The organism is Micromonospora sp. CNZ309 (genome assembly GCF_002846525.1).
Genome location: NZ_PJNG01000001.1, coordinates 599,026 through 625,105, shown reverse-complemented (window position 1 = coordinate 625,105; position 26,080 = coordinate 599,026). Strand labels below are relative to the sequence as shown.

The window sequence follows — 26,080 nt, the reverse complement described above, 5'->3', positions numbered from 1 at the left end:
GGGCGTGTCCCGCCCCGCCCCGTACGGCTACTTGGCCTGCTTCTTGGTGGGGCTGCGCTCCAGCGCCTGCTGCATCTGCTCGGCCCACTTGTCGACGGTCAGCTGACCGAGGCTCACCTGCTGCCAGCCACGCGCCAGCGCGTCGGCCTCGGGCCCGGAGAGCATCACCCCGGCGTGCAGGGTCGGCTCGGCCACCAGCTCCTGGATCTTCTGGAAGGCCGGTGAGGTGGGCAGCAGCGCCTTGTCGACGTTCTTGTTCAGCGGCTGGCCCTTGGCGTGCTTCACCCACAGCTCGCCGTTCTCCTTGCCGGCGAGCCAGGTGATGAACTCCAGCCCGGCGTCCTTCTTCTCGCTCCACTTCGTCACGCCGTAGACGGCGCCCTCGATGCCGGAGAACTTCTGCGCCAGCGGGGCGTCCGGGTCGGCGGCCGGCCAGCGGGTCACGCCGAGCTTGTCGTCGCCGAGGGCCTTGCCGAACGCCTCCCAGTTCACCGCGTCCGAGATGATCGTCCCGGCGAACGCGGCGTCGCCGCGCTGGAAGATGTCCGCGCCGTCGGGGAGCATCGTGATCGACGGGGCGTTGCTGTTCGCCCAGCCCTTGGTGGTGATCTCGGCGAGCTTGCCCAGCACCGCGACCAGCTTCGGGTCCTTCCACGACAGGGTGCCGGCCAGCAGGCCGCGGATGTCGTCCTCGCTCAGGTAGCTGCGGGCGATCTCGGGGAAGTCCCAGTAGGCGGGGAAGGTCCCCGACAGCCCGAGGGCCAGGCAGGTCTTGCCGGCCTTCTTCACCGCGTCGCAGGCGGCGCTGAACTCGGTCCAGGTCGCCGGCGGCTTCTCCGGGTCGAGCCCCGCGGCGGTCAGGATGCTCTTGTTGTAGTAGAGGACGTTGCCCTGGTACGAGAAGGGCACGCCGTAACAGGGCTTGGCCGTGTCGAAGCCCTCGCAGGCGCCGCTGTAGGTGACGAGGTCCTTGTTGATCTCGGCCGCCTTGTCGCCCAGCGGCTCGTACGCGCCGCGCCGGTCGAACAGCTCCAGGCCGGCGTTGTTGGCCATCACGTCCGGGCCCGACTGGGAGGTGATGTAGGGGCCCTGCACCTCGGGGTACTTGTCGAAGGGCACCGACTGCATGTCCAGCTTGATGTCCGGGTGGGTGGCCTCGAAGCTGGTCTTGACCTGCTTCCAGTACTCGGTGCCGCCCGGCTCCCAGGTCAGCACCTTGAGGGTGACCGGTCCGGATGAGGCGTCGTCACCTCCGCAACCGGTCAGCAACGCGGCGGCGGCCATGCCGGCGGCGACGATGCCGGCGGCCAATCTACGTCGAGTCATCGGCAGAAGCTCCTGTCAGCGAGGGGGATGGGGGAACTCGGCGGGGGGCGCCGTCGGCGGCGGCGCTGTCGGCGACGGCGGCGGCGATCTGCACCACGTGCAGCCCGTCGGCGAGGGGGACGACCGGCGTGGGCTCGCTGCCGTCCAGCCGGCGCAGGAAGTGCCGGATCTCGGCAGCGAGCGCGCCACCGCCGTCGGCCGGGGAGAGCAGCCAGTCCGGCGCCTCGGTCCGCTCGGCCTGCACGAGCAGGGCGGGGTGGGCGAGGTCGACATGGCCGATGCCGTCGGTGCCGTACACCTCGACCAGGTCGGCGGTGTGGTTGGGCGTGTCCTCGGGCAGGAGGTAGCTGTTGCGGACCGACGACACGACGCCGTTGGCGTGTCGAAGCTCCGCCCACACCAGCACCGGCGTCGCCGATCCCGGGCGGGTCCGGGCCGCCGCGCGCACCTGCACCACCGGCGACTGCGCGTACCACAGCGCCAGGTCGATGTCGTGCACGGCGGTCAGCAGGGCGGGATGCTCCCCGGGGAAGAGCCGGGTCAGGGTGCGGGGGCGGTCCCGGCGGGAGGAGACCGCCAGCACCTGACCCAGCCGGCCGGCGCGCACGGCGTCGTGCAGCGCCCGGTGAGCCGGGCTGTAGCGCAGGATGTGCCCCGGCTGGCAGAGCACCCCGTACGCCTCGGCGGCGGCGACGATGGCGGCGGCGTCCGCGACGGTCGCGGCCAGCGGCTTCTCGACCAGGACGGGCACCCCGGCGGTGATCAGGTCGACGGCGACGGCGCGGTGGGCGGAGCCTGGCACGCACACGGAGGCGGCGTCCGGCGCGCCCGCGTCGAGCAGCTCGGCGACGGTGGCGAAGGTGCGCGGGACGTCGTGGCGGGCGGCGACCCGGTGCCGGGTGGCCGCGTCGGGATCGACCAGCGCGTCGACCCGGATCCCCAGCGCCTGGTAGGCGGCGACGTGCCGCAGGCCGAACGCGCCGCCGCCGATCACCGCCACCCGCGGCCCGTGGCTCATGCGTCCACCGCCCCGGCCGGCGCCGGCACGGCGTCGGCGACGTCGGCGCGCAGTCGGCCGTCGAGGACCGCCCGCGTGAGCCGCTCCAGTGCGGCCACCCCCGTCACGAGGCACCGCTCGTCGACGTCGAACGCGCCGGAGTGCAGCGGAGCGCCGCCGCGCTCGCCGGTGACGCCCAGCTTGACGTAGAGGCTCGGGCCGAGCGCGCCGAGCAACGCGAAGTCGTCGGTGGTCAGCGGCGGTACGGGCAGGTCGACGACGTCGACGATGCCGGGCAGTTCGGCGTGCGCCAGGGCGACCAGCTCGGCGGCGTTGCGTACCGGGGGCATCTCGTTGGCCCAGGTGAAGCGGACCCCGAGGTCGAGCGCGGCGGCCTGCTGGCGGGTGACGCGTTCGATCACCGCCTTGAGTCGCTCCCGCACGGCCGGGTCGTGGGTGCGCAGGGTCCCGGTCGCCTCGGCGCTGTCGGCGACCTGGCTCTGGCTCGCCCCGCCGGAGATGGTGCCGATGTTGAAGGCGACCAGCTCCTCGGGGTTACGGGCCCGGGCGACGGCGGCGTGCAGGGTGGTGACCATGGCGGTGAGGCCGAGGATGGCGTCGCGCCCCAACGCCGGGGTCGCGGCGTGCGCGGCCAGCCCGAGCACCTCGACGCGGAACGCGTCCTTCGCGGCCATCGCGGTGCTCCGGTCGACGCCGAGCGAGCCCGCCGGCAGGTCGGGCCAGCAGTGCAGGCCGAGCACGGCGGCGTACCGGCGGTCGCGGAACGCCTCGTGGGCGAGCACCGCGGCGGCGCCGGAGTCCGCGCCGAACGGGATCTCCTCGGCGGGCTGGAACAGCAGGGTCACCGAGCCGCGGGCCGGCGGGTCGGCCGCGAGCCGGGCGGCGACTCCGTACGCGACGGTCATGTGCACGTCGTGTCCGCAGGCGTGGCAGACGCCGGGGTTGCGGGAGGCGTACGGCTGCTGCTTGGCATCCTGAACGGGATAGGCGTCCATATCGGCCCGAAGGAGAACGTCGGGTCCGGATGCGGCTCCATCGATCTCCAGGGCCAGGCCTGTCCCGGCGATTCCGGTCCGGATCCGGCCCAGCGGCCGCAGCAGCCCCTCGAGGGTAGCGGCCGTCCGCCTCTCGGTGAACCGCAGCTCAGGGTGTTGATGTAGCTGGCGCCGCAGCCGGACCAGTCCATCAACGTTGTCGCCTTCCAGCGTCACGCGGTTCACCCCTTGCTCGCGCCCTAGAATCCGGACCTAATTGAGACAAGAACCTAAGTCAGGGGTGCCGCCGCGTCAATGGCCTGCGGAAATTTGGGTTAGGGTCCGACCATGCGACGCGCCGACGCCCACCTGCACCTGTTCGCCGACGGCTACCCCGGCCGCTACGGCCACTCCCCCGCCGGCGGCGACGAACTGGCCGTCTACCAGGCAGTACGCCGCGAGCACGGCATCGAACGGGCACTGGTGGTCGGCTACGAGGGCGAGCCTCGCTTCGCCGGCAACAACGCCCACGTCGCCCGCCTGGCCGCCGCGCACGACTGGATCGCCCCGATCGCCTACGTCCCACCAGGCGGACCGGCGCGGGCGGGCGAGATCGCCCGGCGGCTGTCCCGCGACTTCGTCGGCGTCGCCGCGTACCTGCCGGACGAGGCGGCGGCCGAGGCGCTCACCGCCTGGGCGACGCGCGAAGCGCCGGCACTGAACCAGGCCGGTGCGGTGGTCAGCCTCAACGCCACGCCCACGGCGACCGCGGGGCTCGGCCCGGCCCTGGCCGCCCTGGACGGCTGCACGGTGCTGTTCAGCCACCTCGGCCTGCCCGGGGAACGGGCCGAGGTGCCGACCCGCGAGACGGCGGAGGCCGTCCTCGCCCCCCTGGCGCGGCTGGCCCGGCTACCCCACGTCGGGGTCAAGGTCTCCGGCCTGTACGCGGTCAGCCGCCCCGCGCACGCCTACCCGCACCACGCGGCCCGGCCCTTCGTCGACCTGCTGCTCGACCGCTTCGGCCCACGCCGGCTGTACTGGGGCTCCGACTTCTCCCCCAGCCTCGACCACGTCTCCTTCGCCCAGGCGGCGGACCCGATCGGCCTGGACGGGCTTTCGGTCGGGGAGCGCGACGCCGTCCTCGGCGGCAACCTCCTGCGCGCCCTCGACCGCCAGGCCGCCGCGACGGGGCGGCAGCCGTCGGCGTCCACACCACAGGAGGGCCGGCTACCCTCGCCGTCGTGACCCACGAGAACGAGATCACCGAGCCGGTCGACCTGTGTCTCGCGGGTGGGCGGCTGAATCCCGCCGCCGTGGGCTGGAGCCGCCGCCCGCTGCACCGGGCGAACCTGCGCGGCTGGGGCCGCAACAAGCGCTGGGAGTACTGGGGAGTCGTCACGCCGACCCACGTCGTCGGCCTGGTCGCCTCGTCGCTTGACTACGCGGGGGTGCACAGCCTCTACGTGCTCGACCGCACGACGAAGGTCGAGATCGACAGGGGCGCGGTGGTCCCCCTCGCCCGTGGCACGACCTTCCCGCCGGTCAGCGGGGCGGGCGCCGTACGGGCCCGCGGCGGTGGGCTCTCGATCGACATCGACCAGGAGGCGGCGGGCACCACGATCCGCGCCAGCGCCCCCGGCCTGGAGGTCGACCTCGTGGTGCCGCTGCCGGCGGGGCACGAGTCGCTCGGCGTGGTGGTGCCCTGGAGCACCCGCCGGTTCCAGTACACGGTCAAGGACCTCGGCCGACCGGTACGCGGCACGCTGCGGGTCGACGGGGTGCGGCACGCGGTCGCCGAGGCGGACTCCTTCGCCGTCCTCGACCACGGCCGCGGCAGGTGGCCGTACGCCGTCCGCTGGAACTGGGCCGCCGGCAGCGGCCCGGGCCGGGCGATCCAGCTCGGCGGCAGGTGGACCGACGGCACCGGCTCGACCGAGAACGGCGTCTTCGTCGACGGCCGGCTGCACAAGATCGGCGACGAGCTGCGCTGGGCGTACGACCGCGCCGACTGGCTGCGGCCGTGGCGGATCGACGGCGAACGGGTGGCGGTGCGGTTCCACCCGTTCCACGAGAAGGTCTCCCGGACGAACTTCGGGGTGCTCGCCAACGAGACGCACCAGTGCTTCGGGCACTTCACGGGCTGGGCGGCGGCCGACGACGGCGAGCGGATCGACCTGGACGGCCTGGTCGGCTGGGCCGAGGAGGCACGCAACCGCTGGTAGCGGCACACGGCGACGCCGAGGTGTCGGCCCTGGCGGCGGGCGCCGGGGCGGTGACGCCGCCGGTCGCCGGGGCGGCGCCGGACGGCCTAGGGTGGGCGGCATGGCAAGCCCCGGCCCCTCCGCCGACGCCTCGGCGACCCGCAACCCGCTGACCCTGCTCACGGTGGACGAACTCCGGCAGCGCACCAGCGTGAAGTGGCGCATGTACCCGCCGGACGTGCTCCCGCTGTGGGTCGCGGAGATGGACGTGCCCCTCGCGCCCCCGGTGGCCGACGCCCTGCGCCGCGCGGTCGACCTCGGCGACACCGGTTACGCGTACGGCACGGCGTACGCCGAGGCGCTCGGCGACTTCGCCGCCCGGCGCTGGGGGTGGCACGACTTCCGCGTCGAGCGCACCACGCTCGTGCCCGACGTGATGATGGGCGTCGTCGAGGTGCTGCGACTCGTCACCGATCCCGGCGACGCGGTCGTGCTCTGCTCCCCCGTCTACCCGCCCTTCTACGCCTTCGTCACCCACGCCGACCGGCAGGTGATCGAGGCCCCGCTCGGGCCCGACCGGCGCATGGACCCCGCAGCCCTCGACGAGGCCTTCCGCCGGGCGCGCTCGCGCGGTCGCCGGCCGGCGTTCCTGCTGTGCAACCCGCACAACCCGACCGGCGTCGTGCACCGGCGCGACGAGCTGGAGACCGTCGCCGAACTGGCCGACCGGCACGGCGTACGGGTGGTCTCCGACGAGATCCACGCTCCCCTGGTGCTGCCGGGGACGCACTTCACCCCCTACCTGACGGTGGCCGGCGCCGAGGACGCGTTCGCGCTGACCTCCGCCTCGAAGGCGTGGAACCTCGCCGGGCTCAAGGCCGCGCTCGCCATCGCCGGGCCACGGGCCGTCGCCGACCTGCGCCGCATGCCGGAGGAGGTCAGCCACGGTCCGAGCCACCTCGGGGTCGTCGCGCACACCGCCGCGTTCCGCGCCGGCGGGCCGTGGCTCGATCTCCTGCTCGACGGTCTCGACGGCAACCGCACGCTGCTCGCGACGCTGCTGGCGAAGCACCTTCCGTCCGTCGCGCACCGCCGCCCCGAGGGCACCTACCTCGCCTGGCTGGACTGCACCGCGCTGGGCATCACCACGGAGCAGCCGGACGGGCCCGGCGTGGTCAGCGACGTCGCCGGGCCGGCGAGGATGTTCCTCGACCGGGCGCGGGTCGCCCTCAGCTCCGGGCACGTCTTCGGCACCGGCGGGGCGGGCTTCGTACGACTGAACTTCGCCACCTCGCCGGCCGTCCTCACCGAGGCCGTCACCCGCATGGGTCAGGCCGTCGAGGCGCACCGGTCGGCCCCCTGACCCGCTCCCCCGCGATGCTGCCGGTCGCGCCGACCCACCGCCAGGATCGTGCTTGTCGCCGCCCGAGGTCGACCTCGGCGCCGGACGGGTCGCCGCGCGTTCAGGCGTCGTCGGGCCCGCCGGACCGGTCGTCCCGCGCCGGCTGGTCGACCAGCCGCTGGTAGCGCCGCACCGCGAGCAGGACCGTCAGCTGACCCAGCGCGCTGACGGCGGCGGCGAACTGGTCGAGGTAGAACACCAGCAGGTTCACCACGCTCAGGGAGGTGAGCAGGCCGGCCTGGGCGATCTCGACGGCCCGGCGCGCCACTCCGCGCAGCAGCAGCCCGGCGGCCACGATGAGTGCGGCACCCACGCAGACGTCCAGCAGCGCCCGGACGAGCAGGAGCAGCACCCCGCGGCGGTCCTGGATGTCGACGCGGGCGTACTCGTTGGCGGTGGTGAGCACCCCACCGGTGGTGCCGTCGCGCAGGTCGACGGCCACCGCGACGATCGTGGTGAGGTCGCTGAGGGCGGCGACGCCCAGCAGCCCGAGTGCCACGACCAGCCCGACGCGCAGCCGGACCGGGGTCAGCGAACGCGCCAGCCACGCCCGTACGGCCACCGCCGCCCGGAAGATCCACCCCGACCGGTGCTCGTACGGCGGCAGCGTCCCGGGCCGGCTCAGCTCCAGCAACGCGACGGCCAGCGGCCGCAGGTGGTCGCCGTCCGGACCCGCGGCGGCCAGATCGAGCCGTCGCCGCAGCTGCGCCCGGTCGCGTTCGCCGAGTCTGCCGTCGACCGCCTCGCCGAGCAGTTCCAGCGCGGCGTGCAGCTGCGCCCGCCTGCCCTCGACGCGCGTGCTGCGGGCGCGCACGTACAGCCACACGGAGATGAGGAAGGCCGCGTAGGCGATGGGCGCGGCGGCGGGGAAGAAGTAGTCGTTGTCGGCGGTGATGAACTTGCCGACCTCGTCGATGAAGAGCCCCGCACCGACCCCGGCCAGCAGCGCCGCCCAGAGCAGCGCCGCCCGGTCGACCACGAGCAGCGGAACGAGCGAGGCGACGAACAACGACAGGCCGCCCCACAGGGCGTGCGAGATGTGCAACGTGTCGCCGCCGACCTGCGGATAGCCGGTCAGCGCCAGGAACGCGCGGGTGCCGAGGACCGCACCGCCGAAGCCGACCAGCATCACCAGCATGTACCGGTCGGCGTCCAGCCTCGCCACCGGTCGCCGGGACGGCCGACGGCGACGCTGCCGGTGCGACGGGAAGCTCATGGGGACAGCAAACACCGGGCGACCACGTACCGGCGGCGCCTCCGCCGAACGCGAACTCCGGGCGGCCGTTATAACAGTTCTTATATATTTCCGGTACAGTGCCGGGGTGGCAGACGGTGAAGGACACGACAACCCCGATCTCCTCGACAGTCACTGGCGTCCGCTGTGGCAGATGTTGAACGCGATGGATCAGGACATCGCGCAGCTGTACGACCAGGCCGGCATCACCGGGCTGCGCAACCGTTTCGTGGGCCCCCTGATCCAGTTGGGCCGGCACGGATCGATGACGATCCAGGAGTTGGCGACCGCCGTCGAGGTGACCCACTCGGCGATGAGCCAGACCGCCGCCGCGATGCGCGCCGCCGGTTTCGTCGACAGCGCGGAGGGCAGCGACGGCCGGACCCGGCGCATCCGGCTCAGTGCGCGGGGACGCGAACTCCTGCCACTCCTCCAGGCGGAGTGGCGGGCGACCGAGGCGACGGTGCGGGATCTGGAGGCGGAGATCCCGTACCCGCTCACCCAGGTGGTCAAGGACATCAACGCCGCTCTCGCCAGGCGCTCCTTCCGGCAGCGGCTCGACGACAACCTGACCCGGGCCCTCAAGGAAGACCCCTGATGGGTCTCCTCGGCGCACTGGTCGACATCCGTCCGCTGCGCGGGCACCCCACCTTCCGCCGTTTGTGGCTGGGCACCACCGCGTCCGGCTTCGGCAGCCAACTGGGCGGCTTCGCCGCCACCTTCTACGTCTGGGACCGCACCCACGACCCCCTGATGGTCGGGCTCCTCGGGCTGTTCACCGCCGTCCCGCTCATCGCGGTCGCGCTGCTCGGCAGCGCCTTCGTCGACCACGTCGACCGGCGTCGGCTGGCCATGACCACCACCTGCGGCCTGATCGTGACCAGTCTGCTCATGACCGGGATCGCCCTGTGGCCCGGCGACGGGGTGTGGGCCATGTTCGGCCTGGTCGCCGTCGCATCGAGCCTCTCCGCGCTGGGCGGGCCCGCCCGGCGGTCCTTCATCCCGCAGCTGCTGCCCCCCGAGCGTCTCGCGGCGGGACTGGCCCTCAACCACCTGTCCTTCCAGGTCGCGGTGCTGCTCGGCCCGGCGATCGCGGGAGTCCTCACCGCACGGTGGGGCACCACCGTCTGCTTCGCCGTCGACGCCGTCACGTTCGTCGCCGCGCTGATCGGGCTCGCGGGGCTGCCCGAGTCGAACGCACCCACGGGCGCCGGGCGAGCCGGCGCCGCCGCGGTCCGGGAAGGCATCGGCTTCGCCGTCCGCACCCCGGCCGTACGGGGCGCCTTCCTCGTGGACCTGACCGCGACGGTGCTGGCCATGCCGGTGGCCCTGTTCCCGGTCATCAACCAGGAGAGGTTCGGCGGATCCCCGCAGATCCTCGGACTGCTCACCTCGGCGCTCGCCGTCGGCGGCGTACTCGCCTCCGCGCTGTCGGGGCTGATCACCCGACGCAACCGCCCCGGCCTCGTACTCCTGGCCTGCGCCGCCGCCTGGGGCACAGCGCTGGCCGGAGTCGGCCTGAGCAGCCAACTGCCCGTCGTGCTCGCCCTGATCGCCCTCGCCGGCGCCGCCGACACCTGGTCCGTCGTGTCACGTGGCACCATCGTGCAGTCGTCGACGCCGGACACCCACCGCGGACGGGTCGCCTCCCTCGAACACATCGTCGGCGCCGCCGGGCCGCACCTCGGTGGCCTCCGTGCGGGACTGGTCGCGACAGGGGCCTCCGGCGGCACCGCTCTGCTCGTGGGCGGGCTCACCTGCCTCGCCGGAGTGGGGCTGGTCTCCGCGCTCGTTCCCCAACTCCGCCGCTTCACGATCACCCGACAGGCTCCGGCCCGAGCCGAGGCCCACGTGTGAAGCCGCGCAAGACGGCGTCGGGGTCGCCACCCCGGCCTCAGCGCCCGGCGCCGACCCGCCTCAGCGCCGGGGGCCGCCCGGCCGGTCCCGGCCGGTCCCGGGAGCCCGGTGACCGATGCGCGGAGCCCGTACCACCGTGGCGCTGCCCGCACCGGAGCGGAAGTCCCGCGCCGCGCCGGCAACCATCTCGTCGGGGTCGCGGCCGAGCGCCTGCCGGATGTGCGGCGGAACCAACTCCGACGTCGCCATCGCCATCCGCACCTGTACCGAACGGTCGTCGACCAGGCGTCGCAGGTCCGCCTCGTCCAGCTCGACGGCGAGCACCAGCGCGACCCGGACGTCCACCACGGGGTCCTGGGCGAGCGCGCTGCGCTGGGCGGCGGTGGTCCGCGGGTTGCGGGCCAGCCCCTTGCGTACGCGCGCGGTGCGGTCGGCCATCAGCACGGTGATCACGTCGGGGTCGTGGGTGTGGGTGGCGAGCCTCTCCCGTACCTCGGGTGAGACGTCGTCGGCCAGCCGCGCGGCCAGCTCGTGCTCCAGTTCGCGCGTCTCCGCGAGGAGACCGCGAAGCTCCTTGTCGGGAGCCTCCGCCATCACCCGGCGAATCGACTCGTTGCAGGCCGGGTTACCGGCGACCGCCCAGCGGACCCACCGGTCGGCGTCCTTGACGAGCAGCATGAGGTTGCCGATCGAGGTCGAGGGATTCCTCGCCACCGCCTCCCGGACATGACGGTCACGGTCCCGGGCCAGCGGTCGCAGTGCCTGCGCGGGCGCGTCGGCGCGGCTCGCCACCGCCTTGCGGACCACGGCCGACGGATCGGACGCCAGGTCGATGAGGGTCATCTGTGGCGTCGCGGGGTCCTGCGCGACGGCGAGCCGCGCGTCGACGCTGCCATCCGCCGCATCGTCCCCGGCGGCACCTGACCCACTGTGACGGTCGGTTCCGCCGGTGTCCTGCTGTCTGCCCATGGGCGGAATCATGTCACGGGCCGACAGGGTCACCGCGTCACGCGCACGGTTTCCGCCCGCAGACATCGATCACCTTGCCGGTGAGCAGGAAGACCGCCTTCTGTCGCTGGGCCGCGGCCTGGGCGCGCGGGAACTCGTGCGAGTCGTCGCCGTACTCCGGCCCGGCCGGGGCGAGGTTCGTCGGCGGTGGCGCGTACGCCGCGCCGCTGTTCCAGACCACCATCGCCGAGCCGACGTGCGGGTATCTGCGGATCGGCGCGATCCCCCAGTACGGCCGCACGTCCGGTGACCAGCCGTCGGCGAGCGCGGGGGTGTGCAGGCGGGTGCCGATGGTGCGCGCCTGGACCTCCGCCGCGACCGTGGAGACCTGCTGGTCGCCGAAGGCCACGTGCATCAGCACCTGGTGCGCCGGGGTGCCCGGCAACGGCCGGTCGGTCATGTGCTGGGCGTACCCGTTGGCCTCCGAGCGGTCCCACAACATCTGCAACAGCGCGAGGATCAGCTGCTGGTCGACCTTGTCCGGGTAGTGGCCATCCATGATCGCCTGGAACGGGGTGAAGGCCACGCTGCGTTGCAGCAGCGTGGAGTAGTTCATTCCCGGCACGCCGAGCACCGACCGGGTCCAGTCCTGGGCGATGGCGGTGAGCGCGCCGCCGTTGATGCCGCCCTGGCTGTTGCCGTCGTAGTGCAGGCCGCCGGCCACGTCGATCAACGGCCGTCCGGTGGCGTCCCGGAACGCCGGGTGGGCGGCGAACCCGCCCGGGTGGATCATCGTCCGGCCCAGGAAGAGGAAGTTCAGGTAGCTCTGCTGCAACCGGTCGACCACCGCGGGGAAGGCGCTGAGGTCGGTGAAGGCGCCGGCCACGTAGGGGACGTCGGCGGCGGCCATGCCGATCCAGCTGGTCGCGCAGAACGTGAAGTCGTACGTGTGCGACATCGTCCTGACGTTGCCGGCGTTGATCTCGGTCGGTCTGCCGAGCAGGCCGTGGCCGTAGAGCGAGAGGTGCGCCGGCCTCGCGGCGGAGGCGCTGCGCGGGATGTTGCAGACGAAGTCCGCCGCCACCGTCGTGCCGGACGGTGTGGGCAGGGCGTTCGGCGTCGGTGGCGTCCCACCGCCGCCGGCCGGCCCGTAGTGCAGCCGGGAGCCGGGCCCGCCGTCGCCGGTCAGATAGGACGGTACGCCGATGGTGCCGGTCACCTGTCGGGCGATCAGCGGCTCCTGCTCCGGCGGGTAGTCGGTGACCTGGGTGACCGTGAACGACGGTGCGGCGCGGCGCAGGGAGGCGAACGCGCCGTCGCGGATCGCCAGCATCCGCCCGGTCAGACCGTGTCGGCTGGCCACCGTGAAGTCCCAGGCCAGGTAGAGGCTGTGCCGCTTGACGCCGGCCCGGGCCAGATCGGCGAGGATCCGCTTCATCTGCGGGGCGCGACGGTCCCGGCGGTCGAGGCCGGCGCCGGTCACGTACGCCGTGAATCCCTCCGGTGCCGGGATCAGCGCACCGGTGCCGTCGCGCAGGCCGCGCAGGCCGACGACGTAGCGGGTGCCCTCGGTCAGCGCCACCGCCGGCCGGATGATCAGCACCTGCCGCTCGGGCTGGCCGGCCGCGTGCGCGTCCAGCTCGGCCCAGTACGGCGTACGCCTGCCGGTGCGGGCGTCGAGCAGCACGACCGGCGCGTCCGGCGCCAGCGAGCGACCGATGTCGGTGACCGGCGCGATGCCGCTCGCCGCAGCGTCGAGGCCGGGTACGCGCACCAGGATCGGCGAGCCGGGACTGAACCCGTCCTGCCGGTTCCACTCCGTCGGGTCGATCGGGTTTCCCCGCGCGTTGGCGGGCATGACGGAGGCCGCGAACCGCACCCGCTTGCCGGTCGGGCTGCTCCGGTCCGGCACGGTGAAGTAGTCGTTCGGGAACGGCAGTAGGCAGGCCGTCGGGTCGATCGGGTCGCAGCCCTGGGGCCCGGCAGGTGTGGGAGACGCGGGTGGCGCCGCGGCGGCGGCCGCGCCGAGCAGGACGGCTCCTGCGGTCACCAGCACGGACACGGCGAGACGGAGCCGTCTGGGTGTGGTCACGCGCATCTCCTTCGACACCGGACCCTGGTCCGATGCAGGGGCCGACGATGGTGGGTGGAGCGTGCTGTCCTTCCTACGCCCGTGAATGGGTCTCGGCAAGAGGGTCGGCGCGGCCGACGGATCCGCATGCAGCCGGCCGCACGCCAACCGTCCGACCTGGAGATCCCGCCGGGTGTCCGGTCTCCGGGCCTGGTGAGGGCGTCGACAGCGCGAGCATCGCCGCGGGCTCCGTGCCCGGCGTGGGGTCGAAGGTGCGCTCGGCCTTCACGCGCGCCGCGGCGGGGTCGTCGCCGAGGATCCCTGCGCCGGCGGCGGCGAACTCCGCGACGGCAGCGCGGTCGGACCAGTCGGGCATCGGGGGCGCGAACCGCCGGCCCATCATCGCCGCGTCGTGGTCGGGCAGGTCGTCGTCGACCGGGCCGGATGCGACGGGCCGCGTCCCGGTGAGGATGAGGGCCGAGAACGCCTCCGGGTGGTCGAGCGCGAGCGTCGCGCCGTCGGGCGTACGGGACGAGCGCAGCGTCGTCGGCATCGTCGACCTCCAGGACAGCTGCGTGCTTGCGGCACACGATCGGCCAACCGAAATTGGGAGCGCCCGGCCATGCCGGTCGTGCGGACTGGCCACCGGAACAGCCCTTGGCTACTGACGCCCTTCTCCGGACAGGAAGAGCATCGACCAAGGGCTGTTTCCGTCCCCGGTCACGATCCCCACAGGGCCCCGGGAGTCGAGGATCAAGTTGGTGGCTGGTGCGATGGCGACCGCGCGTCGGGCATCCTCACACTCGCCGCAGATAACCACCAGGGAACCAGGTGAACATCAGTTCCTCACGGGATCTGTCGACCTCGAAGCGCTGATCAGGCAGAAATTCCTCGAGCGCCTCCCAGGGACCGTCGCCTGGTTCCCACGGTCCGGCCTGGACCGGGTGCCCGCTGAGGTTGGTGTCCTGCACGATCAGGTAGCAGCCCGGCGTCACCAGGTCGGCGTACGCCTCAAGTTCCGCGAGGACATGCCGCTTGCTGTGGTCGCTGTCGAGGATCACCATGACCCGTTCGACGGCCTGCGCCTTCTCCCGCATCTTGGCGACGACAGCAGGATCGACGGACGACCCGGTCATGGTGTCGACCCGGTCGAAGTACGGCGAGTCGACCGCCATCGTCTCGCCGTCGATCCATCCGCTCGGTCCCGCCAGATGTTCGGGCTTGACGTCGACCGTCGCGACCCGGCCGTTACCGACGAGGCCGAGCATGGTCGCGTAATACAATGCGGACCCACCGTGTCGGGTGCCGGTCTCGATGATCAGATCAGGTCGCGTCTCGTGAATGATCTCCTGGATCATCCACATGTCCATCGGATTCTGGTGGCACGCCACGCCGAGCCATGTCCGGCGACGCCACACCTTGCTCTTGTAAAAGGCCCGCTGGAACGTGTCCACGGCCCCGGAAACATCAGCATCCATGGGGGGAAACTATCACGACAATTGCTGGCCGGTGATCATGCCGCTGACCAGAAAAATCGCCGGTACCGGGTGACCCCTTTTCTCGAACAAAACGCCCAGGAACGCACTGGAGAAAGGGGCATACTGCGATTCGGTTCCAGAACCGTGACCATCGGTAACGGCCGGTCCCTAACCGTGACCATCCGATCCCGCCAACGCCGGCAGGTGCGACACGGGACCCGCCGCCCACGTCACCGACAAGGCGGACGGAGGCGCTTGAGCGAGGTGCCCAAGCGCCTCCTGCCGCCTTACTGGCAGGCGAACGGGCCGCCGACGACATCGTCCAGCTCGTCGTCGGCCATCTCACGGATGTCGACAGCTTCGAAATTCACCTCGGTCATGTTGGTTCACCCCCTCTCCGCATCATCGGTCACACTGCACCCGACCATCCGGTCGGACGAATCACATGCAACGGGCCGCGCCCACGACATCGTCCAGCTCCTCGTCGGCCATCTCGCGGATGTCGACAGCCTCGAACTCGACCTCCATCAAGTGATTCACCCCCTTTCCGCATCATCGGTCCTTCTCCACCCGACGGGTTCGATCCGGAAGCCGTGGCGGCGGACTCAAGTCCACAGGTTCCACACGGATCGACAGCCCTTCCATAGCGGGCCGGGGGCCATAGGATACCTCCGTCATGTCCACGGGTGATGTCGCGTTGGTCGCGTTCAACTGACAACTGCCAAGGGCTATCAACCCGCCTCCAGATCGGCCTTGACCGCGCGCAGGAACGCCACCGCCGACCGACCGTTGACAAAACGATGGTCGTATGCCAAACCCAGATGGAAATAGTCACTGGTGGTGACCGAACCATCATTCTGAAGCACCAACTCGCGCTGCACCGAGGCGAGAGAGACCGCGCATGCGTGTTCCGGGAAGATGAACGGCTGCGCGTGCACGACGTCCGGTTCCGTATGCAGGGCGAGCGCGATGTTCGCCCCGGCCAGATCCGCTTCGGTGAATTTACCGCGCGCCGCGGCACGCCGGAACCGCAACAGGTCGGCGGCGACGTCACGCAGCGGCCGGGCATCGGCGTCGGCGACGACCGGTAGGTAGAGCCCCTTCCCGACGTCGATGGTGACACCGACGTGCGCTCCCGGCCGTACCGTCGCCGCCTCGTCGCTCTCCGCGCGCGCGAAGCACAGCGGAAACTGCGCCCGCCGCGCCGCGATCGCCTTGACCACCAGTTCCGGGATGCCTACGTATCCGATGGTCGCCGCCTCGTCACGCAGGCGTCGTGTCAGGCGATCGGCGACCACCTTGACGACCGTGTAGGCGGCGGGGATCTCGCGATGCGAGGTGGACACCGTACGGGCGACCCGTCGCTGGGCTGCCGACACGCTCACCCGCTCGGCCGTGGCCGACGGCGCCTGCCCGGCGACGAGCTGTTCGATGTCCGATCGCGCGATGACCGGCTTGCCGATCGACCGGACGGCCGCCTCCGTCACACCGTGTTCGGCCATCAGCCGCCGGGCCGGCTCAGTGATGGTGATCGAATCCGGATCGGCAGCCTGGTGCGCCGGCGATGGTCGGTCGTCCCCGCCGACGGTCGCCACCACCTCCCCGGGGCGGCAGGTCGACGGCGCGGACACCCGATGCCACAGGATGCCGGCGTCATCCGTGACGAGTTCGTGCGCTGCCTTGGAGGTCTCCACCAGAGCTACCGCGGTGCCCGCCTCGACCGGCGCCCCGTCACCGACCAGCCACTCGATCAGCGTGTACTCCTCGTCGGTCGCGTTGAGCCGCGGCAGTCGGATGTCAGCCACCGGCGACCTCCGTCACCACGGCGCGGATGTCGTCCGCCTGGACCAGCACCGCACGCTCGAGGTGGGGTGCGGCGGGGATGGTGCTCGACGGCGCGTGGAGCAGCCGGACGGGCTGGGACAGCAGGTCCCACATCTGCTGGTGGATGGTGTGAGCCACCTCGGCCCCCCACGTCCCGCCGGCCGTCGCGTCCTCGACGACCACCACCCGTCCGGCCCCGGCGACCAGAGCAGCCAGCGGCGCGGGGTCGAACGGGTAGAGCTGCGACGGCACCACCGCACGCACCGCGATCTCGTCACTCAGATAGGCACCCCGCATCCCGCCGAGCACCCTGTCGGTGAGGCCACCCGGTGCGATGACCACGACGTCGGCCCGGTCGACCCCGCGCACGCCCAGCACGGCGAAGTCGCAGGCGCCACCGATCCGCTCGCAGTGGAACAGCTCGTCCCCCACAGCCGCGCCGAAGCGTCGACGGCCGTAGAGCACCTTGTCCTCGAAGTACATCGCGGGAACCCCCGAGTCGAGGATTCGGGCCAGTGTGGCGTGCGCGTCGTGCACCGGGCTCAGCTCGTGCACGACGAGGTTGGGAATGCCCACGAAGTGCTTCTGCAGGCTCTGGCTGTGGGTGGGCCCGTATCCGCGGTTGCCCCCCGTCGGGCACCGGATCACCAGCGGCATCCGGACCGGTTCGCCGTACATCGTGACGACCTTGCTGGCCAGGTTGACGACCTGGTCGAAGCACAGGGTGGCGAAGTCGGAGAACATCACCTCGACCACCGCCTCCCGGCCCCGCAGGGCCAGGCCGACCGCGAAGCCCACGATCGCCTGCTCGCTGATCGGAGTGCTGAGGACCCGTTCGGGATACCCGGTGGACAGCCGGCGGGTGACGCCGAAGGCACCGCCGTACGGGTCGGCCATGTCCTCGCCGATCAGATGGAGATCCGGCCTCTGGTCGAGCAGGGTCGCCAGGGCACGGTTGAGGCCCTCCCCGACCCGCTCGGCTCCCGGCTCAGCCATGGCCGGCACCGATCAGCGGGCGGGCGAGTACCGACTCGACCACGGCACGGATCTTCTCGGTCGCCGCCGCGTCCAGACGGTCGACCTGCTCCGGGAACGCCGCCCGGTAGTGCAGGTACCAGTCACGCCCGGCGACGGCCTCGAGCTCCGCCGACGTGCGGGTGTCGTCGCCCTTGCTGTGCGGGCCGAGCCGCACCGTGTCGAACTCGACCACCAACGGAGACCCGTCGTGACGTACGGCGGCGACGAGCGGCGCCAGGATGGCCCGGATGGCGTCGACGTCGACGCCGGTCACCCTGACGTGGCGGATGCCGAAGGCGGCACAGCGGTCGGCGACGCTACCGGCCATCTGTGCCGAGGTCGGGGTGGACTGGGCGATCCCGTTGTGTTCGACGACGACGACCATCGGCACCCGCCAGAGCGCGGCGAGGTTGAGCGCCTCGTACACCACCCCCTCACCCCAGGTGCCGTCCCCGACGTACACCACGGAGATCGAGGTGGTGCCGGTGCGCCGCATGTCGAAGGCGGTGCCCACCGCGACCGGGACCAGTTGCCCCTGGATGCCGGTGGACATGAAGCCCGGCCGGCGGATGTGCTGCGAACCGCCCATCCCGCCGCACAACGCGCCCTCGCGGCCGGCGAGCTCGGCGAGCAGGCCCGCCGGATCGTCGTAGCGCGCCAGGAAGTGGCCGTGTCCCCGGTGGTTGCTGAACACCTCGTCGTCGTGGCGCAGCAGGGACTCGACCACGACCGGGACGTACTCCTGGCCGAGGCAGGTGTGGCTGGTGCCCGGGATCAGTCCCCGGCCGAGCAGGTCGAGGACCGCGTACTCGAAGTGTCGGATGGACAGCATCGCCCCGATGGTGGAGTCGGCCAGCGGGCGCAGCCGGCTCTCACGCATGGGTGACCTGTCCGCCGGCCACCAGGTCCCGGGCCCGTGCGGCGAGCACCGAACGGTCGATCTTGCCGTTCGCCGTGTGCGGGAACGCGTCGACGTCGCGGCACAGCAGCGGAACCATGTATCCCGGCAGGATCGAGGACATCGGGCGACGGATGTCCACGCCCGGCGTGCCGACGTAGAACACCGCCAGCTCCGTCCGCCCGGCCGCCTCGAACGCCACCGCGACGGCCCGTTCCACCCCCGGCAACTGCCCGACGTGCCACTCCAGCTCGTCCAGCTCGACCCGGTAGCCGCGGACCTTCACCTGCCGGTCGACCCGACCGAGATAGACGAGTTCACCGCCGGCGCACTCCCGGACCCGGTCGCCGGTGCGGTACCAGCGCACCGAGTCGCCGTCGTGGAAGCGACCCTGGTCGTCGGCCGGATCGAGATACCCGGGGAACATCTGCTGCCCGGTCACGCACAGCTCGCCTTCGGTGCCGTCGACGCCGTCCTCGACGATGCGGTACCTGAGATGCGGATACGGCGCGCCGATGGGGACGACGCCGTGCACGGCGAGGTCGGCGGAGTCCTCGGACAGCCGGTGTGTGGAACAGGCGATGGTCAGCTCGGTCGGACCGTACAGGTTCTCCACCACCGATCCGGCCGCCGCCCGCTGCCAGTCCTCGGCATCCGTCAGGCGCAGCGCCTCACCGCAGAAGAGGCTCCACCGCAGCGTCGGCATCGAGCCGGGAGTCAGCCCGCCCCGGCGCCGCACCAGAGCGATGGCGCTGGGCACGGAGAACCAGAACGTCACCCGCTCGGCGGCCAGGAACTCCGGCAGCGCGGTGAACACCTGCGGCGGTGTGGACACCACGGTGGCACCCGCACCCCAGGCCACGAACAGGTCGAACATCGCCAGGTCGAAGGTCTGGTCGAAGGTCTGCGAGCACACGTCGCCCGGGCCGAGGTCGTAGCGGTCGAGGGTGTACCGCAGGAAGCTGTCCATGTTGGCGTGCGTGATCGCGGCGCCCTTGGGCCGGCCGGTGGAGCCCGAGGTGAACAGCACGTACGCCACGTCGTCGTAGCCGGCCTGGGGCAGGGCGGCCAGCGGCGTCGCGGCCTGCGCCGCCACGGTGAGGCCGGGCAGGGCCGCCGTGAGGTGCGCAAGCGCCGCCGCCCCCGACCGGTCGACGATCAGCGTGTCGACGCCGGCCTGCGCCGCCATCCGGCAGGTGCGCGCGGCGGGGAAGCCCGGGCTGAGCGGCACCGCCGTCGCGCCGGCGTAGAGCGCGGCGAGGAGCCCGGCGTACGACTCGACGCTGCGCACCGCGAGGATGCCGACGGTTCGCGCCCCGCACTCGACCAGCCCGCCGGCCCAGCGCCGGGCCACCTGGTCCAGCTCCGTGTACGTCCACTCCTGGCGACCGATCCGCAGCGCGACCCGGTCCGGCGCCGTCGCCAGGCCGGCGATGAACCACTCGTGCAGCAGACGTTGTGGCACCTGACCGGTCACCAGGCCACCGTGTCTTCCGTGAAGAGCCCCAACCGGTCGAAGAAGCGGGTGGTCTTGTGCATCACGGCCCGGTGGAACTCCTGACGGTACTGGTCGCCGAGCACCTCGGCGCGGATCCGCCGGGCCTCGGGAAGGGCGGCGTCCGCGTACACCTCGGGGTGGTAGAACGCCCGCAGGCACGAGCTGACGTAGCGGGCCAGATATGTCGCGGCTCCCGCCACCTCCTCCGGTGTCGCGCTCTGCTTCGCCTCCTCGTACAGCGCCCGCATCATCTGCCGACCGAAGGCGATGTGTCGCGACTCGTCCTGGTGGTGGACGGCGTTGATCTGCTGCGCGATCTGCGGCAGCCGGTCGTCGGTCGCCATCTTCGCGTTGTAGTAGTCGCACAGCTCCTCCGCGATGAGGATGCGACCGAAGATGACGACGTCCCGGATGGCGGGGCCACCTTCGATCGCGTTGCCGGCGACGCGTTTGGTCTTGTAGACCTTCCCCCCGTACCGCTGGCAGAACTGGGCGAAGAACCACATGTGTTCGTTCTCTTCGTGGATGAAGTCGTGGAAGAACTCCGACAGGCCCGGGTACCGCGTGTCGTAGATCCGCCCGGCCACCTCGCCGATCAGCTCACGGATGAGGTGGACGTTGAGACTGAAGAAGTTCACCGCCTCGGCCTGGGTCAGGCGCACACGTTCGGCATCCGACAGGCGGTCCCACACCGCGGTGCCGTAACACGTCGTCAGCTCCGGGCTCATCCAGAACTGGTCCGTCGGCAGCTCCGCCGGCCAGTCGAAGATGTCGAAGACGTGGTAGCGCTGGTCCCGCGCCTGGTCGCTCAACCTGGCGGCGACCGTGGTGAGCCGCTCCCACGACTGGTTCATGTCCGCGTGTCTCTCCTCGACAGAGCCGGTCACATCAGGCTCCTGACCGCGTTCCAGATGGTGCCCGGAGTCGCGAAGACCTCCGGCTGCAGCAGCTCGGGTGGGATCTCGATGTCGAACTCGGTCTCCAGGTTGACGATCAACTCGACCACTTCCAGCGAGTCGACACCCAGCTCGGTCAGGCTCTGGTCAGGCTCCAGGGGCGAGTCGGCACTGAGCAGCCGGCTGCGCTCCCGAATGAGCGGTTCAAAGGCGGGTGGCCAATCCACCATGTCACCCTCCCGTGTCGCGGTAGGTTGGGAATCTCGCGAAAACCGGCTGACCGGCGTGCGTCACCAGGTCGCGCCAGCTGGCGCCGACGCGGCCGAGGATGGCACCGAGCGAGCGGTCGCGGTGCCACTCCGGCCCGGCCATGCCCCACTGCCCCAGGGCGTCCAGGAGCACCGGGTCGACCGGGACCCAGACCCCGTCGACCTGGAACTCCGCCCACGAGTGCGATGCGGAGATCGGTGGGGTCAGGGACCTGCCGAAGGAGAACCGGGCGGTCAGTCCCCGGCTGCGCGCCTCCTCGACCAGCAGGTGGGCCACGCCGACGCAGTCGCCGATCCCGGTGTCACGGACGAAGGCGCTGTCGGCGCGCAACGTCTCCGGCAGCCAGAGGAACCGGATGTGCCGGGTCTCCGCCAGCAGGTCGAGCACCGCGGCCGGCAGTTCCGGCCAGGTCCGCGGCCGGTCGAACGTCACCGAGTGCAGCACGCCGCCCCGGTCCGGTGCCGAGGTCGTCTCGTGCCAGGCGTCGTCGGGCACCGCGAGGCGCCACCGGCACGGCTCGTCGTGCCCGGGCTCCGGGCACTGCGCCACGTAGTCCATCCGGTAGCGGGCGGGGGCAGTGGGGCGCCCCAGCTCGCGGATCCACCAGGAGAGGACCTTCCGCCCGCGCGAGCGCGGGTCCAGGTGCGTCGTGATGTTGCGCAGGTCGGTGGCGTCGAACAGGAGGCCGTCCGCGCCGGCCGCCGAGGGCAGACCGGCGGCGACGAGGACGTCGAGGCCCGGCCCGTCGATCTGGTACTCGGCGGCGGCCGTGGCAGCGTCCATGTCGAAACGCCGATGCGAGTGCGGCACCTGGAGGATCAGCGGCAGCAGGGCGTCGAGGGCGTGCCGGTCGAGCCAACGCTCGGCTGTCACGGGGCACCTCCCACGAGGCGCCGGTACAGACCGTCCTCGGCCATCAGGTCCTCGTGGCGGCCACGCTGGACGAGCCTGCCATCGCTCATGACGAGGATCTGGTCGGCGGCCTCGGGATGGGAGAGCCGGTGGGCGACGACCACCAGGGAGCGCCCGGTCCGGCGCAGGTTGGCCATGATGCGGTCCTCCGTGAGCCGGTCGAGGGCGCTGGTCGCCTCGTCGAGGATCAGCAGCTCGGAGTTCCGCAGCAGGGCCCGCGCCAGGGAGATGCGTTGGATCTGCCCGCCGGACAGGCCCGCCCCGGAACTGCCGAGCAGCGTCTCGTACCGCATCGGCATCGCGTCGATGTCGTCGTGGACCTCGGCCAGCCGGGCAGCGGCGATGACGTCCTCCAGGGAGCACTCCGGCCGGCCGAGCGCAATGTTCTCCCGGATGGTCCCGCCGAACAACCGGGCGTCCTGCCGGACGTACGCCATCGACCGCCGCGCGGCCGGCCGGTCCAGCTGATCCGTCGGCGTGCCGTCGAGGGACACCGTGCCGGCGCTGGGCAGGTAGAGCCCCGCCAGCAGCATGGCGAGTGTCGACTTGCCGGAGCCGGATTCACCGAGGATGAGAGTGAACTGCCCGGGCGCGATCTGCGCGTTGACGTCCACGAGTGCCGGCGTCCGCGCGCCCGGATAGGCGAACCGCACGTTGTCGAGCGTGATGGCGCCGGTGACGCGGGACGGCACCACCGCGTCCGGGCCGGCCTCCGGCCGCGCGTCCAGGATGTCGGCGAGCCGGGTCAACGTGGCCCTCAGGCCGGCGACCTCCAGACCGGTCTGCACCAGACTCGCCAGCGGTACGAACATTCCCATGGCCAGGGCGGAGAAGCCCACCACCCGGGACAGGGAGATCTCGCCGCGACCGAGCAGGACCAGACCGGCGGCGAGCACGGCGAGCGGAGCGAGGAACTGGATCGCGGTGCTGGCGGCCTCACAGACGCCGAGGAACCGCCGGCTGCGGGTCCTGGCGTTCACCTCGGCAACGAACGTGTGGCTCCAGGTCTCCGCCGCGGCGCCCTCCAGCCCGGAGGCCTTCAGCGTCGGCACGCTGTCCAGCAACTGGAACAGCTCGGTGTGGCTCTTCGCCTGCGCCTCCAGCAACGCCGCGGTCAGGTATTCCTGCTTGCGCCAGCTGAACGCGAGCAGAGCGAGCTGGGCGACAGCGAGGGTGAGCACCAGCGCACCGAGACGCCGGTCCGCGACGACGATGAGCCCGCCGTACACGAGCACCAGCACCCCGTCGAGCACGGCCGACAGCGCGGACCCCGTCAGGATCTGACGGACCGCGTTGCTGGTACGCACCCGCATGGAGAGGTCACCGGTGTGGCGCTGGGCGAAGTAGTCGAACGGCAGGGCGACGAGGTGGTGGACCGCGCCCAGGGTCACCGACTTGTCGGCGAGGGTCTGCACGGACAGCAGGGCCAGCCGGCGGACGGTCTGCATCCAGAAGTACATCCCGAACAGCACGACCGCCGCCCCAAACAGCAGCCAGGCGCTGACCGGTTCGCCGGGCTGGCTCGCCCGGTGCACGACGTAGGTGGAGGCGGCCGGCACCGCCAGGCCACACACGGTCAGCGCGACCGAGGTCAGCGCGAGGGGAACCCAGGCGGCCGTACGCGGGAAGAACTTCGACAGGTACGGCAGGCGGCTGGCGCCGAGGTTCCGGGCGTCGGCCCCGCGCCGCGACGTCGTGGCGCCGACGGGTGGATGGAACTCCAGCGCCACACCGGTGAACGCCTTGCCGGCCTCGGCCAGGCTGACCTTACGCCGGCCGAAGGCCGGATCGACGATGTACAGGTGGGTGTCGGTCACCCGCTCCAACACGACGAAGTGGATGAAGTTCCAGAAGAGGATGGTCGCCGGGGGGAGGTTGCGCAGCCCGTCGATGGAGACCCGCACTCCGCGCGCGACCAGGCCGCGCCGCCGCGCGGCACCGAGCATCGCGCGGGCCGCGACCCCGTCCCGGCCCGTGTTGGTCTCGGTGCGCAGCTCGTCGAGGGAGACCGGTTGACCGAAGTAGGCGAGGACCATCGCCAGCGCGGCGGCCCCGCACTCGCTCATCTGCGACTGGAGCACGACCGGAACCCGGGTGCGCGAGACCTGCAGCGCGGCCCGCACGTTGCGCCACCGCAGGCCGCGCAACGCGGCCAGGCCGGGTAGCGCCCGCCAGCCGAGCTCCACCGCGTCGCCGGCATCCCGGTTGACGCCGTGGTGACGCAACGCCTCGCGCCGGAAGCGCTGCCGTCGGTCGGTGAACTCCGTCGGTGGGCTCGTCGCCTGCGGCGGCCGGGGGGCCTGTTCCGCCTGCCCGGTCTTGTCCAGCGTGCTCATCCGCCGCTGCCCGAGTCGACCCGGAGCACCTGCGCGGTGATGGCCTCCGCGGCGGGTGAGAGCAGGAACTCCACCGACCGCGCCACGTCGGCGACGGTGGCGGCCCGGTTGAGCATGTTCCGCCGGTTGATCGCGGCGCGGAGGCCGTCCTCGATCGACGCGGTCATGGCGGTGTCGATGAAGCCCGGAGCGACGCAGTTGACCGTGATGCCCCGGCTGCCGACCTCGGCGGCGAGCACCCTCGAGAACCCTTCCAGGGCGCACTTGGTCGCGGTGTACGCGCCGAGCCCGCGGAAGGTCCGGTGGGCCGCGATCGAGGTGATGTTGACGATGCGCCCGCCACGGCGGTACATCGCCTTGACCGCCGCCTGGGACAGGGACATCGGGACCTCGACGTTGAGCTGCCACATCCGACTCATGTCCGACCGTGCGGCGGCCACGTGCAGTGCCGCACTCGCCACCCCCGCGTTGTTGACCAGACCGTGGAGATCGGCGCACTCCCGTAGCCGGCTGGCCACCGCGAGTCGGTCGTCGCCGCGGGTGAGATCGGCGGCGACGAACGTCAGGGGGGCACCGACGGACTCCCGCAGGGCCGCGAACTCGCTGGGAGCGGTCCGCGCCACGGCGACCACCCGGTAACCGACGGTCAGCAGCTGCCGGGTGACCGCCAGCCCGATGCCCCGGGTACCGCCGGTGACGAACACCGTCCCGAGCGCCTCACTCACCGCGGGCCGCCTTTCCGGACGGTGCCATCGGGAGCTGGTCGACGACGGTGACGCGACGCGGTTGTTCCGCTGGGGCCAGTACGCGGCGGGCATGGGCCTTGACCCGCTGCACGACCAGGTCACGGTCGGCGCCCGGCGGCGCGACGACATCGGCGCCGACGACGGCGCCGAGCACGCTGCTGCGCACCGGGTAGACGCGGACCGCGACGACGTCCGGGAGTTCCCGCAGCAGCCGGGCCACGTGGCCGGGCACGACCTTCACCCCGCCCACGTTGATGACCTCGCCGCGTCGCCCGAGGATGTGCAGGCGCCCACCGTGGATCGCCGCCTCGTCCCCGGTCGGCAGGTACGGTGCGTCGGGAGCCGACGACAGGAGAAGCTCGCCGTCACGTACCGTCAGCGCCTTCCCGGTGGGCCCGTACCCGTCGAGGACGGAAAGCGGCAGGCCCGGAAGCCCGTCGGAGACGGTGGCGATCCGGCCCAGCTCGGTGCTGGCGTAGAACTGCAGGACGCGTTGCGGCGCGAACGCCGACTCGATCAGTCGTAGCAGCTGGGCGTCCACCGGCTCGCCGCCCATCGAGACGGTGTGCACCCGCGGTCGGGCCTCGTCGGTCCCCCGGTGCAGCGCCGCCATCCGCCAGAACGACGGGGTGCCGGCGACGACGTCGTAGCGCGCGCCGGTCCCGGCGGCCAGGTCGGTCGGCGTGAGGAAGTCGATGCTGGCAGCCCTGCCCAACGCCTGGCTCACAGCTTCCACCCCGGCGTAGGTGAAGGGTGCGTAGCCGATCCCCCACCTCTCGTCACGGTGCGCGGTGTCCCAGTCGGCGCCTCGGGTCAGCTCCGGCCAGGGCCAGTAGGTCGGGGTCGGGGTGCCCGTGGTGCCCGACGAGAAGATCCACAGCCCGCCCTGCCCCGCGCCGGTGGGCCGGCCGCCGTCCCCGGTGGGCCGGATCCGCCCGCTCGCGACGTCCAGCACGGCCTGCGGGCGCAGCTCCGCCAGCGCCGACGCGGGGGTGGTCGGACCCACCACGACCACGGACGCGTCGAGCGGGCGGAGCGCACGCAGGGCGACCACGAGATCCGGCCCGGAGGCCACCTCGACCGCGAGGTGGCGCAGGCCGGTCGCCGCGACCGTCTCCCGCAGCCGCACGATCCGCTGCCCCAGCGGATCGGCATGGGTAGTCACGGGCATGGC

The 26,080-nt window shown here is 72.1% G+C and carries 23 protein-coding genes; 5 read left to right on the top strand and 18 right to left on the bottom strand.

Translation table 11 applies throughout. The features are described 5' to 3' along the window. Positions 1 to 27: 27 nt before the first annotated feature. The 3 genes from CLT72_RS02865 to CLT72_RS02855 are packed head-to-tail and all read right to left on the bottom strand — an operon-like array spanning position 28 to position 3,555. Positions 28 to 1,326: an ABC transporter substrate-binding protein gene (locus tag CLT72_RS02865; protein WP_250101125.1), complete on the bottom strand. Its 1,299-nt coding sequence runs from the start codon at positions 1,324 to 1,326 to the stop codon at positions 28 to 30. After that, positions 1,313 to 2,344 (bottom strand): Gfo/Idh/MocA family protein, encoded by a 1,032-nt coding sequence (locus tag CLT72_RS02860; RefSeq protein WP_101409384.1) that lies wholly within the window; start codon positions 2,342 to 2,344, stop codon positions 1,313 to 1,315. Before CLT72_RS02860 ends, CLT72_RS02865 begins: the two co-directional genes overlap by 14 nt. Continuing rightward, on the bottom strand, positions 2,341 to 3,555 hold the full coding sequence (locus CLT72_RS02855; RefSeq protein WP_158241955.1) for a M20 metallopeptidase family protein: 1,215 nt from the start codon (positions 3,553 to 3,555) through the stop codon (positions 2,341 to 2,343). Before CLT72_RS02855 ends, CLT72_RS02860 begins: the two co-directional genes overlap by 4 nt. Positions 3,556 to 3,666: 111 nt before the next feature. On the opposite strand from CLT72_RS02855, the gene CLT72_RS02850 reads away from it, so the two are divergent. From CLT72_RS02850 to CLT72_RS02840, 3 genes are all read left to right on the top strand, one after another. Continuing rightward, positions 3,667 to 4,563 carry an amidohydrolase family protein gene (locus tag CLT72_RS02850; RefSeq protein WP_101409382.1) on the top strand — a complete coding sequence of 299 codons (897 nt, stop codon included), beginning with the start codon at positions 3,667 to 3,669 and terminating at the stop codon, positions 4,561 to 4,563. After that, positions 4,560 to 5,540 (top strand): DUF2804 domain-containing protein, encoded by a 981-nt coding sequence (locus CLT72_RS02845; RefSeq protein WP_101409381.1) that lies wholly within the window; start codon positions 4,560 to 4,562, stop codon positions 5,538 to 5,540. The genes CLT72_RS02850 and CLT72_RS02845 overlap by 4 nt, the downstream gene beginning before the upstream one ends. Before the next feature lie 100 nt (positions 5,541 to 5,640). Further along, positions 5,641 to 6,882, top strand: coding sequence for a MalY/PatB family protein (locus CLT72_RS02840; RefSeq protein ID WP_101414900.1), 1,242 nt, complete (start codon positions 5,641 to 5,643; stop codon positions 6,880 to 6,882). 100 nt (positions 6,883 to 6,982) lie between these two features. On the opposite strand, the gene CLT72_RS02835 is transcribed toward CLT72_RS02840, so the two are convergent. Further along, entirely contained in the window at positions 6,983 to 8,137 is a 1,155-nt protein-coding gene (locus CLT72_RS02835) for a hypothetical protein (RefSeq protein WP_144082166.1), read from the bottom strand. Between the two features lie 106 nt (positions 8,138 to 8,243). On the opposite strand from CLT72_RS02835, the gene CLT72_RS02830 reads away from it, so the two are divergent. Further along, entirely contained in the window at positions 8,244 to 8,753 is a 510-nt protein-coding gene (locus tag CLT72_RS02830; protein WP_199184453.1) for a MarR family winged helix-turn-helix transcriptional regulator, read from the top strand. Then, positions 8,753 to 10,012 (top strand): MFS transporter, encoded by a 1,260-nt coding sequence (locus CLT72_RS02825; protein ID WP_101409378.1) that lies wholly within the window; start codon positions 8,753 to 8,755, stop codon positions 10,010 to 10,012. Before CLT72_RS02830 ends, CLT72_RS02825 begins: the two co-directional genes overlap by 1 nt. 60 nt (positions 10,013 to 10,072) lie before the next feature. On the opposite strand, the gene CLT72_RS02820 is transcribed toward CLT72_RS02825, so the two are convergent. The 14 genes from CLT72_RS02820 to CLT72_RS02755 form a co-directional block, all read right to left on the bottom strand. Further along, positions 10,073 to 10,981 (bottom strand): hypothetical protein, encoded by a 909-nt coding sequence (locus CLT72_RS02820; RefSeq protein WP_144082165.1) that lies wholly within the window; start codon positions 10,979 to 10,981, stop codon positions 10,073 to 10,075. 37 nt (positions 10,982 to 11,018) lie between these two features. After that, positions 11,019 to 13,058 carry a hypothetical protein gene (locus CLT72_RS02815; protein ID WP_396802805.1) on the bottom strand — a complete coding sequence of 680 codons (2,040 nt, stop codon included), beginning with the start codon at positions 13,056 to 13,058 and terminating at the stop codon, positions 11,019 to 11,021. Positions 13,059 to 13,125: 67 nt separating this feature from the next. Further along, positions 13,126 to 13,584 carry a hypothetical protein gene (locus tag CLT72_RS02810; RefSeq protein ID WP_199184452.1) on the bottom strand — a complete coding sequence of 153 codons (459 nt, stop codon included), beginning with the start codon at positions 13,582 to 13,584 and terminating at the stop codon, positions 13,126 to 13,128. A gap of 244 nt (positions 13,585 to 13,828) precedes the next feature. Further along, on the bottom strand, positions 13,829 to 14,509 hold the full coding sequence (locus tag CLT72_RS02805; protein WP_101409376.1) for a CmcI family methyltransferase: 681 nt from the start codon (positions 14,507 to 14,509) through the stop codon (positions 13,829 to 13,831). A gap of 731 nt (positions 14,510 to 15,240) precedes the next feature. Beyond that, entirely contained in the window at positions 15,241 to 16,314 is a 1,074-nt protein-coding gene (locus CLT72_RS02800; RefSeq protein WP_101409375.1) for a 2-oxo acid dehydrogenase subunit E2, read from the bottom strand. Next, entirely contained in the window at positions 16,307 to 17,329 is a 1,023-nt protein-coding gene (locus CLT72_RS02795; protein WP_101414898.1) for an alpha-ketoacid dehydrogenase subunit beta, read from the bottom strand. Before CLT72_RS02795 ends, CLT72_RS02800 begins: the two co-directional genes overlap by 8 nt. After that, positions 17,322 to 18,230 (bottom strand): thiamine pyrophosphate-dependent dehydrogenase E1 component subunit alpha, encoded by a 909-nt coding sequence (locus CLT72_RS02790; RefSeq protein ID WP_101409374.1) that lies wholly within the window; start codon positions 18,228 to 18,230, stop codon positions 17,322 to 17,324. Before CLT72_RS02790 ends, CLT72_RS02795 begins: the two co-directional genes overlap by 8 nt. Continuing rightward, complete coding sequence (locus tag CLT72_RS02785) at positions 18,223 to 19,725, bottom strand: acyl-CoA synthetase family protein (protein WP_486484171.1); 1,503 nt, start codon at positions 19,723 to 19,725, stop codon at positions 18,223 to 18,225. The genes CLT72_RS02790 and CLT72_RS02785 overlap by 8 nt, the downstream gene beginning before the upstream one ends. Continuing rightward, positions 19,722 to 20,633, bottom strand: a complete 912-nt coding sequence (locus CLT72_RS02780) for a diiron oxygenase (RefSeq protein ID WP_144082164.1) — start codon at positions 20,631 to 20,633, stop codon at positions 19,722 to 19,724. Before CLT72_RS02780 ends, CLT72_RS02785 begins: the two co-directional genes overlap by 4 nt. Continuing rightward, on the bottom strand, positions 20,630 to 20,872 hold the full coding sequence (locus tag CLT72_RS02775; RefSeq protein WP_101409372.1) for a phosphopantetheine-binding protein: 243 nt from the start codon (positions 20,870 to 20,872) through the stop codon (positions 20,630 to 20,632). The genes CLT72_RS02780 and CLT72_RS02775 overlap by 4 nt, the downstream gene beginning before the upstream one ends. Position 20,873: 1 nt before the next feature. Further along, positions 20,874 to 21,785 carry a transglutaminase-like domain-containing protein gene (locus CLT72_RS02770; protein WP_101409371.1) on the bottom strand — a complete coding sequence of 304 codons (912 nt, stop codon included), beginning with the start codon at positions 21,783 to 21,785 and terminating at the stop codon, positions 20,874 to 20,876. Continuing rightward, the gene (locus CLT72_RS02765) at positions 21,782 to 24,160 is read right to left on the bottom strand and encodes a peptidase domain-containing ABC transporter (protein ID WP_101409370.1); all 2,379 of its coding nucleotides are present in this window, start codon (positions 24,158 to 24,160) and stop codon (positions 21,782 to 21,784) included. The genes CLT72_RS02770 and CLT72_RS02765 overlap by 4 nt, the downstream gene beginning before the upstream one ends. Continuing rightward, positions 24,157 to 24,885, bottom strand: coding sequence for an SDR family NAD(P)-dependent oxidoreductase (locus tag CLT72_RS02760; protein ID WP_158241954.1), 729 nt, complete (start codon positions 24,883 to 24,885; stop codon positions 24,157 to 24,159). Before CLT72_RS02760 ends, CLT72_RS02765 begins: the two co-directional genes overlap by 4 nt. Beyond that, a complete protein-coding gene (locus CLT72_RS02755; protein ID WP_101409368.1) occupies positions 24,878 to 26,077 on the bottom strand; it encodes an AMP-binding enzyme in 1,200 nt (399 codons plus the stop codon). The genes CLT72_RS02760 and CLT72_RS02755 overlap by 8 nt, the downstream gene beginning before the upstream one ends. Between the last annotated feature and the right edge of the window lie 3 nt (positions 26,078 to 26,080).